This window comes from Roseibium denhamense (assembly GCF_009711415.1).
Taxonomy (GTDB): Bacteria; Pseudomonadota; Alphaproteobacteria; order Rhizobiales; family Stappiaceae; genus Roseibium; species Roseibium denhamense.
This window is the reverse complement of the sequence record NZ_SMLZ01000097.1, coordinates 61757-75566: the sequence shown is the minus strand read 5'-3', so window position 1 is coordinate 75566 and position 13810 is coordinate 61757. Positions and strand designations below refer to the sequence as shown.

At 55.3% G+C, this 13810-nt stretch carries 12 protein-coding genes; 11 read left to right on the top strand and 1 reads right to left on the bottom strand.

What is annotated here, in order from left to right:
* The first annotated feature begins 216 nt into the window (after window positions 1-216).
* Window positions 217-888, top strand: coding sequence for a GntR family transcriptional regulator (locus E1180_RS06105; protein ID WP_155190281.1), 672 nt, complete (start codon window positions 217-219; stop codon window positions 886-888).
* Window positions 889-998: 110 nt separating this feature from the next.
* On the opposite strand, the gene E1180_RS06100 is transcribed toward E1180_RS06105, so the two are convergent.
* Complete coding sequence (locus E1180_RS06100; RefSeq protein WP_283404416.1) at window positions 999-2018, bottom strand: LacI family DNA-binding transcriptional regulator; 1020 nt, start codon at window positions 2016-2018, stop codon at window positions 999-1001.
* 277 nt (window positions 2019-2295) lie between these two features.
* Between E1180_RS06100 and E1180_RS06095 the strand changes: the two genes are divergently transcribed.
* From E1180_RS06095 to E1180_RS06050, 10 genes are all read left to right on the top strand, one after another.
* Entirely contained in the window at window positions 2296-3660 is a 1365-nt protein-coding gene (locus E1180_RS06095; RefSeq protein ID WP_155190279.1) for an ABC transporter substrate-binding protein, read from the top strand.
* Window positions 3661-3794: 134 nt separating this feature from the next.
* Window positions 3795-5036 (top strand): carbohydrate ABC transporter permease, encoded by a 1242-nt coding sequence (locus tag E1180_RS06090; RefSeq protein WP_425280902.1) that lies wholly within the window; start codon window positions 3795-3797, stop codon window positions 5034-5036.
* Window positions 5036-6184: a carbohydrate ABC transporter permease gene (locus E1180_RS06085; RefSeq protein WP_155190278.1), complete on the top strand. Its 1149-nt coding sequence runs from the start codon at window positions 5036-5038 to the stop codon at window positions 6182-6184. The genes E1180_RS06090 and E1180_RS06085 overlap by 1 nt, the downstream gene beginning before the upstream one ends.
* Before the next feature lie 32 nt (window positions 6185-6216).
* Window positions 6217-7308 (top strand): ABC transporter ATP-binding protein, encoded by a 1092-nt coding sequence (locus tag E1180_RS06080; protein ID WP_155190277.1) that lies wholly within the window; start codon window positions 6217-6219, stop codon window positions 7306-7308.
* 288 nt (window positions 7309-7596) lie between these two features.
* Window positions 7597-8391: a DeoR/GlpR family DNA-binding transcription regulator gene (locus tag E1180_RS06075; protein WP_155190276.1), complete on the top strand. Its 795-nt coding sequence runs from the start codon at window positions 7597-7599 to the stop codon at window positions 8389-8391.
* Window positions 8384-9454, top strand: coding sequence for an ABC transporter ATP-binding protein (locus tag E1180_RS06070; RefSeq protein WP_155190275.1), 1071 nt, complete (start codon window positions 8384-8386; stop codon window positions 9452-9454). The genes E1180_RS06075 and E1180_RS06070 overlap by 8 nt, the downstream gene beginning before the upstream one ends.
* Before the next feature lie 64 nt (window positions 9455-9518).
* On the top strand, window positions 9519-10802 hold the full coding sequence (locus tag E1180_RS06065) for an ABC transporter substrate-binding protein (protein ID WP_155190274.1): 1284 nt from the start codon (window positions 9519-9521) through the stop codon (window positions 10800-10802).
* A gap of 128 nt (window positions 10803-10930) precedes the next feature.
* The gene (locus E1180_RS06060; RefSeq protein ID WP_244313976.1) at window positions 10931-11818 is read left to right on the top strand and encodes a carbohydrate ABC transporter permease; all 888 of its coding nucleotides are present in this window, start codon (window positions 10931-10933) and stop codon (window positions 11816-11818) included.
* Window positions 11815-12636 (top strand): carbohydrate ABC transporter permease, encoded by an 822-nt coding sequence (locus tag E1180_RS06055; protein ID WP_155190273.1) that lies wholly within the window; start codon window positions 11815-11817, stop codon window positions 12634-12636. The genes E1180_RS06060 and E1180_RS06055 overlap by 4 nt, the downstream gene beginning before the upstream one ends.
* 145 nt (window positions 12637-12781) lie before the next feature.
* Window positions 12782-13690 carry a sugar kinase gene (locus E1180_RS06050; RefSeq protein ID WP_283404415.1) on the top strand — a complete coding sequence of 303 codons (909 nt, stop codon included), beginning with the start codon at window positions 12782-12784 and terminating at the stop codon, window positions 13688-13690.
* The last annotated feature ends 120 nt before the right edge of the window (window positions 13691-13810 follow it).

Below are 13810 nucleotides of genomic sequence, written 5' to 3'. Positions count from 1 at the left end.
AGAGATGAGATTGTTTTTGTCATAAAAACAGTGGCTTAAGTCGATTGGAATGGGTGCAGCGTTCCCAAAGGTAAACCCTGTCTAAAAATCTAATGAAAAAATTATCAATGCCGTATGTTTTTCCGTTGAGAAACAGCAGGCCTTAGGTCGCAGAGCTCTGCAGTTGCTGCGAAATCGAGCACGACTTTCATCTGCCAAAACAAGTTAACGCCTGCCATGATTTCCAAGCCGAAAGCCACCCGTGTTGACAGCGCCTATGAGCGCTTAAAAGCCGAAATCCTTAAAGGGGACCTTCCGCCCGGGTTTCAAGCCCCTGAACCGGATTATGCGGACCGGCTGGGAATGAGCCGTACTCCGGTGCGGGAGGCTCTGATCCGTCTTGAAGCGGAAGGCTTGATCGATCTCGTCCCCAGGCGCGGCGCACGGGTTCTGGCTGTGTCACGGCAAGACATCAAGGAAATTTACGAAATGCTGGCGGTGCTCGAGGGGTTGGCGGCCGAGCAGGCAGTGCTTTCAGATGAGGTGGATGTTCTGGTTGCGGCCATGCAGGAAACGCTACGACATGCGGAGAATGCGCTGGCGCTCAATGATATCGAGATTTGGGCTCTGAATGATGATTCATTCCACCGGCTCGTCGCGCGCGGGAGCGGCAACAGGCGGCTCGAGCAGGAGATTGCGTCTCTGCTGAATCAAGTCTACCGGGCAAACATGGTTTTGCTCAGATTGAATAAAGCGCCGGCGGCAACACATGTCGGGCACGAAGATATTGTTGCTGCAATTGCCAGCGGTGACCCGGTTCAGGCTTTCACCTTGGCGCGCCGTCATCGGCAAAATGGTCTGGAGACTATGAGCCGCCTGCTGGAGAGCAGCGGATTGAGCTTTGTGTGATTTGTAGTGGTCAGAAAAATCGTTGAACTAAAATGTATGGTCCAATTCGCTGAGTTGTCGGACTTCACCAAGCGATAGGGTCTCAGGAGCTTGACGATCTGCTTGATGGGTCAGGGCGCCGGTCCGGTCGATTGCCCAATAATCAATTCGGCATCAAGATGAAGGGACGAGGGCTTCTGAAATGGATCGGAGATCATGTCCAGCAGCAATTCGGCGGCTTTTTGACCTGCGTATCTGACTGATGACCGGGTGCAGGTAAAAATCGGGACTTCACCGCTATTGGGCAAAAAGGACAGGGCGTCATCATGGGTGATAATCGAGACGTCCTTGCCTGTTTGAAGTCCGCATTGGCCGACCGCGCGGGCGACACCGATCGCGGTGATCATGGATGACACTAAAAACGCCGTTGGTGGGTTGTCTAATCTCAGCATACTTATTGCATTGTCGCAGCCAAATGGCTCGGTCATGTCTGCGCTGCGCATCAGCTCCGGATCCGCTGTCAGGTTGCGCGCGGCCAAGGCATTTTCAAAGCCCTCCCGGCGCCTATGGGCAAAGTCCATATACTCGAGGCCATTCAACAAAGCGATACGGGTGTGGCCCAGGTCGAGCAGCAAATTGGTCGCACGTTCGAACGCGCGCCGGTTGTTCATGTCGATCCAGGATGTCTCTTCTTCCGCACCGGGAATGCGTCCGTGAACAACAAACGGCAGGTTCAGCCCTTGCAGCAATTTATGGCGGTGCTCTGTCCGGCTGGGACCATGAATGATCACACCATCCGCTTTCTTGCGGGTTGCGATCTGGCGGTAGGCTTCTTCCTCGTCGGCGTCCTCAACGACTGACAGGATCATGTCGTATCCATGCTTGGAGTATGTCTCGCCAGCGCCTGCAATAAACTCCAGGAAGATTGGATTCATCATTTCATGGATGGATCTTGGAATGACATGACCGATTGCCATGGACCGGCCCGTTGCCAGGCGACGTGCTTGGCTGTTGGGCATGTATCCTAGCTGCTCCGCCATTTCCGCGACACGGGCCCGTGTTGCCGGGCTGACTTCCGGGTAGCCGTTCAAGGCTCGGCTGACCGTCGTTTGCGACAGCTGCAGCCTTTGGGACAATTCTTTCAGATTCACGCTATTTCCCATTTCATCCCAAAACGCTTTGAAGGTGCGTCCTTTGCTGCCACTGCGAAAGAAGTCCGACATTAATTAAGGGGTTGCATGCTTGACAAGGGGGCTGGAGCTGGCCAAGGTTGAAGTTGGCATCCAAAGCGGTTTGGATAAAGGTTTCGTGGGGCAGGGCCAAAGAAGACAGGGAGCTTGGGTGTTGCTGCTGCGTGGCGTGTGTGCCACTTTAAAGAGAGTGTCCCTAGGGCAATGCCCTCAAGAAGGACGATCTGGGAGGATTGAAATGAAAGCACGTTTAATGGCTTGCGCGGCGAGCGTTGCGCTGAGCGTTGCGGTTGCCTCGGGCGCGGGAGCGCAAGACCTGAAGTTCCCGGTAGGTGAGGGTCCGTTCAATTGGGATAGCTACACGAACTGGGCGGGTTCTGCACCTGACCTGAGCGGGCAAACTGTCACCATTGCAGGGCCATGGTTGCAGCCCGAAGACGGCTTCTTCCGGGATGTCTTGGCGTATTTTGCGGACGCCACAGGTGCGGAAGTCATTTACACGGGGTCGGATTCCTTCGAGCAACAGATCGTAATCGACGCGGAAGCCGGTGCTGCGCCAAACATTGCTGTTTTTCCGCAGCCGGGTTTGGCCGCAGATATGGCCAGCCGCGGGTTGCTTACTCCGTTGCCGGAAGGAATGAGCGACTGGGTTGGCAGCAATTACGGGGCGGGTGAAAGCTGGGTCGATCTTGGCACATATGCAGACCAGGACGGAAACGACCAGCTGTTCGGCTTCTTCTACAATGTCAACGTAAAGAGCCTTGTCTGGTATGTGCCGGAGAATTTCGAGGACGCAGGCTATGAAGTCCCGTCCACGATGGAAGAGCTCAAGGCCTTGACGGAACAGATCGTCGCGGATGGCGAAACGCCTTGGTGCATCGGTCTCGGATCCGGCGCTGCCACGGGCTGGCCAGCGACCGATTGGGTTGAAGACTTGATGCTGCGGACGCAGCCTGCTGATGTTTACGACCAGTGGACGACCAACGAAATTCCGTTTGACGATCCCCGTGTGGTCGAAGCGATTGAAGAATTTGGCTGGTTTGCGCGCGACGATGCCAAGGTTGCTGGTGGTGCCGGTGCGGTTGCGTCGACGGACTTCCGTGACAGCCCGAAAGGCATGTTTTCCGCGCCGCCGCAGTGCTATTTGCATCGCCAAGCAAGCTTTGTACCAGCCTTTTTCCCGGAAGGTCTTGAATTCGGGACGGATGTGGACTTCTTCTATTTCCCTGCCTACGCGGAAAAAGACCTCGGCAACCCGGTCCTCGGGGGCGGCACACTGATGGCGATCACTAACCCGTCAGATGCCACAAATGAACTCATGAAGTTCTTCCAGCTGCCGATCGCCCATGAGGTGATGATGGCGCAGACCGGCTTCCTGACGCCGCACAAAGGTGTCAATCTGGAGGCCTACAAGGATGACACGCTGCGTGGCCAGGGAGAGATCCTTGTGAATGCATCAACCTTCCGCTTCGACGGGTCCGACTTGATGCCGGGCGGTGTTGGCGCAGGAACTTTCTGGACGGGCATGGTCGACTATACCGGCGGTAAGGATGCCGCGGAAGTTGCTGGCGAGATCCAGAAAAGCTGGGATGCGCTGAAGTAAGCCACGCCCGGCCGGTCCACATTGGGGTCGGCCGGCCGTTTGGCATTAAGCGCGAACCGCTAAATCCCGTTCCTGCAAATAAGCGCCCTGGCCTCCAGGACGCTTGAAGCACCGACAGTTGGGAGGGAGCCTCCGTGTTCACCGAAAATCCCGCGCTTCTTGGCTTTGTGACCATCGTCATCGGCGTCGGCGCGTGCCTTGGTTACTTTTACCTTTCGAACCTTGTTCTCGATACCGTGATTTTTCCGGCGAAGGGCTCAAAGGCCGGGAGGAACATCAATCGGGCGAACATGGTCCGGCCGTGGCTGTTCCTGTTTCCCGCGCTGTTTGCGCTAACGGTTTATCTGGCCTATCCGGTTTTCGAGACACTGCGCCTGTCGCTGACGGACCGGTCCCTGGACGGTGCATTCGTCGGTATGGACAACTACCGGCAAATGATGAACGAGGCGAAGTTTTGGGAAGCCGTGCGCAATAACATGCTCTGGCTGATTGTCGTTCCCGCCGTGTCGACCGCTTTTGGCCTGCTCGCCGCCCAGCTGACCGACCGGATCCGGTGGGGCAATCTCGCAAAATCGCTGATCTTCATGCCGATGGCCATATCCTTCGTCGGTGCTTCGGTCATATTCAAACTGATTTACGATACCCGGCCGGCTGACCAGAACCAGATCGGTGTCCTGAATGCCGTCTGGCTCAGTTTTGATGGCGGTTTGGGATCGGTTCTGGCACTTCAGGTTCTGCCGTCAGTCCTGCTGCTCGCCTTTGCCGGGGTTGTTGCCTATGTCGCATGGCTGTTTGTCCGGGACATCGTTGCCTCGGGACGGGACCGTTCCCTATGGCTCATGCCACTGCGGCTGCTTGTCGGGGTTGGCGGGTTGTGGCTCATCTGGGTGTCATTAAGCGGTTTGGGCGGACTTTGGTTTTCCGAGTTCCCCTATGGCGAGCCGCAGACCTGGCTGACGGTTCCCATGTGGAACAACTTCTTTCTCATGATCGTGCTGATCTGGATCCAGACCGGCTTTGCCATGGTCATTCTGTCGGCCGCCTTACGCGGCATTCCGGAGGAGACGGTCGAGGCGGCAATTGTTGACGGAGCCAATCCATTCCAGATCTTCTTCAAGATCAAGGTGCCGCAGATCATGGGCACAATAGTGGTTGTGTGGACGACCATAACGCTCACCGTTCTGAAGGTCTTCGATATCGTATTCGCAATGACAAACGGGCAGTGGGAAACCCAGGTTCTTGCAAACTACATGTACGACAAACTCTTCCGTGCCAATGACTGGGGCGTTGGTTCGGCCAGTGCAATCATCATCATGCTTCTGGTCACACCGATCCTGATCTGGAATGTCTACAACGCCCGCAAGGAGATGCGCTGATGGCTTCGATTGCTGGCAAGAAATCCGGCTTGACCTGGGCGGTTCAGCTTTCCGTTGCCGCCCTTGTGCTGCTGTGGCTGTTTCCGACGGTTGGATTGTTCGTGTCCTCTTTCCGCAGCGCCGATCAGATCTCAAGTTCGGGCTGGTGGGCTGCACTATTCCCGTCAGAACAAAGTGAAGTTTACCGGACTGCTGACCCGGATGATACGCGTGTGCCGGATGGTGACGGCTTTGTCGTTACAGGAAACATTTTTGAAGATGCACCGCGTGACATCTTGAGCTGGGGCGTTTCATCCCGGGATATTGCTGCCTTCCGGCCGGGGGAAACGGCGGACATGAAGGACGGCGAACAGCTGACACTGCAACCCGATGGCAGCTACGAATGGCGCGGATCTGCAGACCAATTGAAAGGCCGTGGCCAAAGAATTTTTGTGACTGCAACAGTGCCGCCTGAGTTCAGTCTGTCAAACTATGAAACGATCCTGTTCTCGGGAAGTGGCCAGGACAACATGGCGAAGGCGTTCTTCAACACGCTGACTGTGACCATTCCAGCGACCATCATTCCGATCGTGATCGCAGCCTTCGCTGCTTATGCCTTGGCCTGGATGGAATTCCCCGGCCGGGCCTTGCTCATCGCGGCCGTCGTGGCGCTTCTTGTCGTTCCCTTGCAACTCGCGCTCATTCCGCTGTTGCGCCTGCATCTGGAAATCGGGATTGGCAAGGGGTATCTCGGGGTCTGGCTGGCGCATACGGCCTTTGGTATGCCGCTGGCAGTCTATCTGCTGCGCAACTATATGGTCGGCCTGCCGAGGGATATTATCGAGAATGCCAAAGTGGACGGCGCCACCGACTTCCAGATCTTCACCAGGATCATTCTTCCGCTCAGCTTTCCAGCGCTTGCCTCCTTTGCGATCTTCCAGTTCCTGTGGACCTGGAATGATCTTCTGGTCGCCAAAGTGTTTCTGATCGATTCCACCGGATCAACAACTGTCATGACCAACCAGATTGTCGAGCTGCTCGGAACGCGCGGTGGCAACTGGGAGATTCTGGCGACAGCTGCGTTTGTATCAATCGCCGTGCCTTTGCTCGTTTTCTTCTCGCTGCAGCGCTTTCTCGTGCGGGGGCTCTTGGCTGGGTCGGTGAAGTAACATGAAAAAACAAGAAATGGGGAGCAGCTGACATGACCTCACTGTCGTTGAAAAACGTCAGCAAGTCTTACGGGGCCGTTGAGGTTCTGCGTGACATCGATCTGGAGATAGAAGAAGGCGAGTTGATCGTCTTTGTCGGTCCATCCGGCTGTGGCAAGTCGACCCTTTTGCGCATGATCGCCGGGCTGGAGACCATAACCTCTGGGGATCTGGAAATCGACGGCGCCGTGGTCAATGACTATCCGCCGGCTCAACGCGGGATTGCCATGGTCTTCCAGTCCTACGCGCTCTACCCTCATATGACCGTTTACGACAACATGGCCTTCGCGTTGAAACTGGCCGGTAAACCGAAGGACGAGATCGAACGGGCCGTCCGGGATGCAGCTGCCACACTGCAACTTGATCACTTGCTTGACCGGTTGCCAAAAGCCTTGTCAGGCGGTCAGCGCCAGCGCGTTGCCATTGGGCGCGCAATCGTGCGCGATCCGAAGGTGTTTCTGTTCGATGAGCCGCTTTCAAACCTAGATGCGGCCTTACGCGTCGCGACGCGCATTGAAATTGCCCAGCTCAAGGAAAGCATGCCCGGCAGCACCATGATCTATGTTACGCATGATCAGGTGGAAGCCATGACGCTGGCAAGCCGCATCGTGGTCTTGCATGGCGGCAATGTCGAACAGTTCGGCCCTCCGCTGGAGCTTTACGAACGCCCCGCCAACACCTTCGTAGCGCAATTCATCGGATCACCCGCCATGAACTTGATCGATGCGACAGTCGCTTCGGCTGGTCAGGTAACCACAGTTACGATGGCAGATGGGGGGCATGCGGATGCTCCCATCGGTTCGAGCGAATCTGATATCGGGTCTGCAATCAAGCTGGGCGTGCGTCCTGAGGACCTCTCGGTGACGGACAGTGACGATTACCTTGTGAAAGCAACGGTTGAAATCGTTGAAGCGCTTGGGGAAACGACGGTTGTCTATTTCAAATCCCAGAATGGGCGCGATCCGATGATTGCCAAACTTCCGGGCATTCATAAAATCGAGCGAGGCTCAGAGCTCAGACTAATTGCGTCTCCTGAGAAACTTCATTTGTTTGACGAAAGCGGCAGATCGTTCCTTTACAGGTGAGGGGGCACTTGCCTCCTCGTTAATGCGTTTCCTGAATCAGGCCTCGGCTAGTCCCCGTGCCTCTCGTCGTCTGTCAGCCGGCTGACAATGAGATGCCAACGAATCTCATTGCCCTGATTGGAGCCACCGCCTCCGTACTGTCATGTTATTTTCATATGAGCGTCTAATACTGTTCATATGAAAATGTTTTCTTTGGCTTCGAAGTCATCATTGTTCATGTCAACATGATGCTGCGTCCGGCGGGTTCCGCCGGAGAAGCCTGGATGCTGGGCAAATGGACCGGAATACATGTTAGGGCAAATTGATATTTCCAAACGCCAGGCTCAAATCGCAGACCTCGTGCAAAACGCCGGCTTTGCGTCGGTGGAGGAATTGGCCGAGCGCTTTGATGTCACCACGCAGACCATCCGCCGGGATGTGAACGGCCTTTGCGAGCTTGGTATTTTGCGGCGCACTCATGGTGGTGTTGAGCCGCCGGCACCTGCGTCCAACATCCATTATTCCACCCGGCAAATCCTGAACCTTTCGGAGAAACAACAGATCGCGAAATGTGTCGCGAATTTCGTTGAGAACAATGTATCGATTGCCTTTTCCATCGGTACAACGCCCGAAATCGTGATGCAGGAACTGGTTGGTCACGAAAAGCTGGCTGTTTTCACGAACAACTTGAATGTCGCTTTCACAGCCTCCAGCAATCCTACTTTCCAGGTAACGATTGCAGGCGGCCGCCTGAGGCATGGTGACAGGGACATTCTAGGTGCGGCGGCACAGAAATTCTTCGCCAACTACAAGGTCGATATCGGTATCTTTGGCGTTGCCGGGGTGGATGAAGACGGCACCTTGCTGGACTTTCATGAAGACGAAGTGGCCGCACGCCAGTCAATTCTCGCCAATTGCCGGAAATCTTATCTGGTGCTCGACCATAGTAAATTCGGACGGGCAGCGCATGTCAGAGGCGGCAAGCTGAGCGACGTGACCGCCGTGTTTACAGACAAGCCTTTGCCGGAATCTTACCTGTCCAGCTTGGACGGAGCAGGGACGGAAGTCTTTGTGGCAACCAGCCCCGGTGACCGCAATGACTGACAACAGCCTCAGCCGGTCGGGCAAGCCGATTGTACTTGAGAATGTGTCCCGGGTTTGGGGAGACACGACCGCGGTCGACAGTCTATCGATTGAAATTGAGGCAGGTTCATTCACGGCTTTGCTGGGGCCATCGGGCTGCGGAAAATCGACGACGCTGCGCATGATCGCCGGGCTGGAGCAGGTAAGCGCTGGACGCATTTTGATCGGTGGTGCCGATGTCACGCAAAAGCCGTCCTCCCAACGTGATCTTTCGATGGTGTTCCAGTCCTATGCCCTGTTTCCGCATTTAAGTGTCGCAGAAAACATCGTCTTTGGGCTGAAAGTCCGCCGGGTCGGCCGAGCGGAGCGTGACGAAAGGCTGTTTAAGGTCGCAAGTCTTCTGGGGCTGGATCAATTGCTGGACCGCAAGCCAGGGCAATTGTCCGGCGGTCAGCAACAGCGCGTGGCCTTGGGCCGGGCGATTATCGGCGAAAAACCGATCTGCCTCATGGACGAGCCGCTCTCCAATCTTGATGCAAAACTGCGGCATGAAATGCGGGTCGAGATCCGAGCGCTCCAGCAGCAACTCGGCTTTACCATGGTCTATGTCACGCATGATCAGGTGGAAGCCATCACGATGGCGGATCAAGTTGTCCTTTTAAACCAAGGGCGCCTTGAACAGGCTGCGGGACCCAGGCAGCTCTATGAAAGGCCAGCTACGCCATTTGCGGCGCGTTTCATCGGGACACCGCCGATGAACCTTTTCCCGTCTGCCGCATTCAACGGACTGACATCTTCCTGTGACTATCATTTGGGTGTCCGGCCGGAAGCCATGCGCCTCGATGCCAATGGGCCAATATCGGCGACTGTCCGGGCGGTTGAATATCTCGGTGCCGATGTACTTGCCGATTGTGTTGCTGCCAATACGAGCTTTCAGGTCCGCTTGCCAACCTCGGAAACGGTGCTTCCCGGTGTAGAGGTCCGGTTGGGTTTCGAGCCAGCGGCACTTCATGTTTTCGACCGCGCCACCGGGCACCGGCGAGATGACGTTGTCAAAGAAATTGGAGCCGAACTTCGCTCCTGACCCGCTGCGCATGCGCGTAGATCCACCGCCTCCCGCGGATGTTCAAACTCTAGGATGTATTCTGATGTTGAAGTCCACATTTCTGAAGGCCGTTGCTGTAACGGCGCTTTCTGTCAGCACCTGGGCCTCTGCTCAAGCCGTTGACCTGCAATTCTATTTCCCTGTCGCTGTTGGTGGAAAGGCCGCCGACACAATCCAGGAACTGACGGCCGAGTATGTCGCGCAGAACCCGGATGTGAACATTGATGCGGTCTATGCCGGATCCTATCAGGACACTGTTGCTAAGGCGATCACCGCAGCGCGTGGCGGCAACCCGCCGCAATTGTCCGTGATCCTGTCCGTCGACATGTTCACGCTGATCGATGAAGATCTGATCATGCCGTTCGACGATTACCTGACGAGTGATGAAGAGAAGGCCTGGCTGGACGGTTTTTACCCTTCGTTCATGGCAAACAGCCAGACCGGCGGCAAGACCTACGGTATCCCGTTCCAGCGCTCCACTCCGGTTCTTTACTGGAACAAAGAGGCGTTCAAAGAAGCCGGTCTTGACCCGGAGGTCGCACCGGCAACCTGGGAAGAAATGGTTGAATTCGGCAAGAAGCTGACCAAAAAGGATGATTCTGGGAACGTAACCCAATGGGGCGTCCGCATACCGTCTTCCGGTTTCCCATACTGGCTGTTCCAAGGTCTTGCGATCGCCAACGGCGCTGAACTCGCCAATGCTAAAGGCAACAAGACGAATTTTGATGCTCCGAACGTCATCGAGGCCGCCCAGTACCTTGTTGATCTGAGCACAAAGCATGAAGTCATGGCACCAGGGATCATCGAGTGGGGGGCAACCCCGAAAGCCTTCTTTGAAGGTGAAAGCGCAATGATCTGGACGTCGACCGGTAACCTCACCAACGTGCGCGACAACGCTCCGTTCGACTTTGGCGTTGCCATGCTGCCGGCCAAGGAAACCCGCGGCGCGCCGACTGGCGGTGGCAACTTCTACCTGTTCAAGGGTGTTTCCGATGAACAGGCTGAAGCCGCTGTGGATTTTGTGCAGTGGATCACGGCTCCTGAGCAATCTGCAAAATGGACGATTGCAACCGGTTACGTTGCACCGCGTGCCGAGACCTGGGAAACGGAAGAAATGAAAGCTTATACGGCTGATTTTGCTCCGGCTCTGGTTGCCCGCGATCAGCTTGAATTCGCAAAAGCGGAGCTGTCGACCTACCAGAACCAGCGCGTCACCGGCATCTTTAACGATGCGCTTGCAGCTGCGATCACTGGCCAGAAAGACGTTGCAACAGCGCTTCAGGAAGCTCAGGCGCAAGCCGACGAGATCCTGGCCGAATACCGCTAATCAAGCTTGGGGAACGGGTCTGCTCCGTTCCCCATTTCCCTCCGCTTAAAACGCTATTCCAGACCAGTGCAAGTCACCTGATTTGACCGCTCGCACTGGTGCGGTATGGCGGTAGCACGGAAAACGCAATGTCCCGCATGTCCATAAAACGAGAATGGGTTCATGGTTGGCTTCTGTTGCTGCCAGCCATGGTTTTTCTCTTTGCTTTTACGCATATCCCGGCTGTCACGACGCTGATCAATAGCTTTTTTTCAACGCCGCGTGGACGGCGTTCCGCCGAATTCATCGGTCTTGAAAACTACCAGGAAATGCTGACAGACGATGTTTTCTGGAAAGTGCTCTGGAACAATCTCTGGTACGCAATCGGAACAATTCCGCTCTCGATTGCCCTGGCAATCGCCATGGCCCTGTGGGTCAACGACAAGCTGGCCGGCCGTAGTTTCGTACGCATGGCTTACTTTACGCCGACCGTCCTGCCGTTGATTGCTGTCGCCAATATCTGGATGTTCTTTTACACACCAAGCTTTGGTTTGTTCGATCAGATAACCGGCTTCCTGTTCGGGTGGCCAGCGTCCAACTATCTCGGAAATCCCGAGACTGCTTTGAATGCGATCATTGTCGTTACCGTTTGGAAAGAAGCCGGTTTCTTCATGATCTTCTATCTAGCTGCCCTCCAGGCGATCCCTGTTTCCCTGAAAGAAGCCGCCCAGATCGAAGGTGCCGGGCGTTGGACCGTTTTCTGGAGGATTACCTTTCCATTGCTCATGCCAACGACACTGTTTGTTGGCGTAAATGCCGTGATCAATTCCTTCCGCCTCGTCGACCACATCTTTATTCTGACCGATGGGGGACCGGATAACGCGTCTGCACTCCTGCTGTTTTACATCTATGAAGTGGCGTTCCGGTTTTGGGAAACCGCCTACGCGGCAACGCTCACCGTTGCGCTCTTGGTTCTCCTGTCTTTGCTTGCGATCGGGCAATTCTTCTTTTTTGACCGGAAGGTGCACTACAAATGAGCGCCTCATCCCTTTCGTTTGACCGCATCTTGAACACATGCGCCGCCTGGGCCTTGGCGCTTTTGTGGGTGCTGCCGCTGGCCTATGCGGTTTGGACGGCATTTCACCCAGCTGCTTATGAGGCGCGCTTTGAGCTTTTCGCGCCGGTCACACTTGAGAACTTCGCAAAGGCCTGGGATGCAGCGCCCTTTGCCCGGTATTTTTTGAACACTGTGATCCTAGTGACCATGATCCTCGCAGGTCAGTTTTTTCTGTGCACCCTGGCTGCCTACGCATTTGCGCGCTTCGAATTTCCGGGGCGGAATATCCTTTTCGTGCTCGTGCTTTTGCAGCTGCTGGTCATGCCCGACATCCTGATGGTCGAGAACTACCAGACCATGCGTTTGCTCAATCTGGTCGACACAATTCCTGCCATCGCGCTGCCTTACATCGCGTCCGGGTTTGGCATCTTTCTTTTGCGCCAGACCTTCAAGACGATCCCAAAGGAGTTGGATGAAGCTGCACGGATTGAGGGGGCGAGTTTCTTGGGCGTGCTCTGGAAGGTCTACATTCCACTGGCCAAACCGACCTATCTTGCATACGGGCTCGTTTCGGTCAGCCACCACTGGAACAACTTTCTCTGGCCGCTGATCGTGACAAACTCGGTTGAGACCCGGCCGGTCACGGTAGGTCTCAGTATTTTTTCCGCCATTGATAGCGGTGTCGAGTGGTCCGTTATCAATGCGGCGACGCTCATGACCTCCGGGCCATTGCTGATTGCGTTCCTTCTTTTTCAGCGTCAATTCGTGCAGAGTTTTATGAGGGCAGGGATCAAATAGCGCGCCGCGGTCTGGGTGGCGGCGTGCTTTTCAATCCGGACTTTTGTTGCATCCTTCAACATGTTAAATGGATTTAAAAGGCTAATCGCCAGTGTTCTGATGGCTTTTCCGCCGGTATTTTGTATTTTCGATCAGGAGTTTACCCGTGCCCTCAACCTTCATGTCTATTGGTGAGTGCATGGTTGAAATGGCTCCGACCGGCGTTGGTACCTTTCAGATGGGATTTGCCGGAGACACGCTTAACACAGCCTGGTACGCGCGGCGGTGCCTGCCTGACAACTGGCAAGTCAGCTACTGTACCGCCATTGGGACCGACGCGATTTCCGGACAAATGCTGGAGTTCCTGGAAGCTTCCGGTTTGACCACGGATCATATCCAGAAGCTGAAAGATCAGTCGGTCGGCCTCTACATGATCCAGCTTGAGAATGGTGAACGCAGCTTCGCTTACTGGAGGTCTCAATCAGCGGCAAGGCAGCTGGCAGATAATCCGCATTATCTGGCACAAGCCATGGCCGGCACGTCGCTCGTTTATTTCAGTGGGATTACCCTTGCCATCCTTCCGCCGGATGGCCGGAAAAACTTTCTGAACGCACTCAAATCAGCGCGCTCTGGCGGAACAAAAACCGCGTTTGACCCCAACTTGCGGCCACGGCTTTGGGAGGATGCCAACAGCATGCGCTCAGTCGTGACCGAGGCAGCGTCTGTTTGCGACTATGTCATGCCGTCATTTGAAGATGAGCTCGCGCATTTCGGCGACGCGGCTCCATCGGCCACTGCCGAACGGTATCTGTCTGCCGGTGCAACCATGGTGGTGGTCAAGAACGGGCCTGAAGATGTCCTTTGCGCGGGAGACGATTGGCAGAAATCGTTCCAGCCCGCAAACGTATCCGGCATTGTCGACACCACCGCGGCCGGCGACAGCTTCAATGCCGCGTTTTTGGCAGAACATCTTACCAGTGGCGATGTCGATAAGAGCGTTGACGCAGGTGCCAAATTGGCCGGTCACGTGATCCGTCATCGTGGTGCCCTGGTCGACTGTTCCCAAACTGGCTGACAAGAACTGCGTCAAAACCGGCGAAATCGGAAAGTCACTATGCATTCGCGTTTATTGTAAGAAGTAACTATATTCAACAATAATGCCATCTACATCATTTAAGCGTTTATTTGCAAAATT

What these genes read in the sequence shown, in the direction of transcription:
- E1180_RS06085 (WP_155190278.1), top strand. Translation starts at nt 5,036, where the DNA reads ATGGCTTCGATTGCTGGCAAGAAATCCGGCTTGACCTGGGCGGTTCAG.
- E1180_RS06095 (WP_155190279.1), top strand. Translation starts at nt 2,296, where the DNA reads ATGAAAGCACGTTTAATGGCTTGCGCGGCGAGCGTTGCGCTGAGCGTT.
- E1180_RS06070 (WP_155190275.1), top strand. Translation starts at nt 8,384, where the DNA reads ATGACTGACAACAGCCTCAGCCGGTCGGGCAAGCCGATTGTACTTGAG.
- E1180_RS06060 (WP_244313976.1), top strand. Translation starts at nt 10,931, where the DNA reads ATGTCCCGCATGTCCATAAAACGAGAATGGGTTCATGGTTGGCTTCTG.
- E1180_RS06055 (WP_155190273.1), top strand. Translation starts at nt 11,815, where the DNA reads ATGAGCGCCTCATCCCTTTCGTTTGACCGCATCTTGAACACATGCGCC.
- E1180_RS06075 (WP_155190276.1), top strand. Translation starts at nt 7,597, where the DNA reads ATGTTAGGGCAAATTGATATTTCCAAACGCCAGGCTCAAATCGCAGAC.
- E1180_RS06105 (WP_155190281.1), top strand. Translation starts at nt 217, where the DNA reads ATGATTTCCAAGCCGAAAGCCACCCGTGTTGACAGCGCCTATGAGCGC.
- E1180_RS06080 (WP_155190277.1), top strand. Translation starts at nt 6,217, where the DNA reads ATGACCTCACTGTCGTTGAAAAACGTCAGCAAGTCTTACGGGGCCGTT.
- E1180_RS06065 (WP_155190274.1), top strand. Translation starts at nt 9,519, where the DNA reads ATGTTGAAGTCCACATTTCTGAAGGCCGTTGCTGTAACGGCGCTTTCT.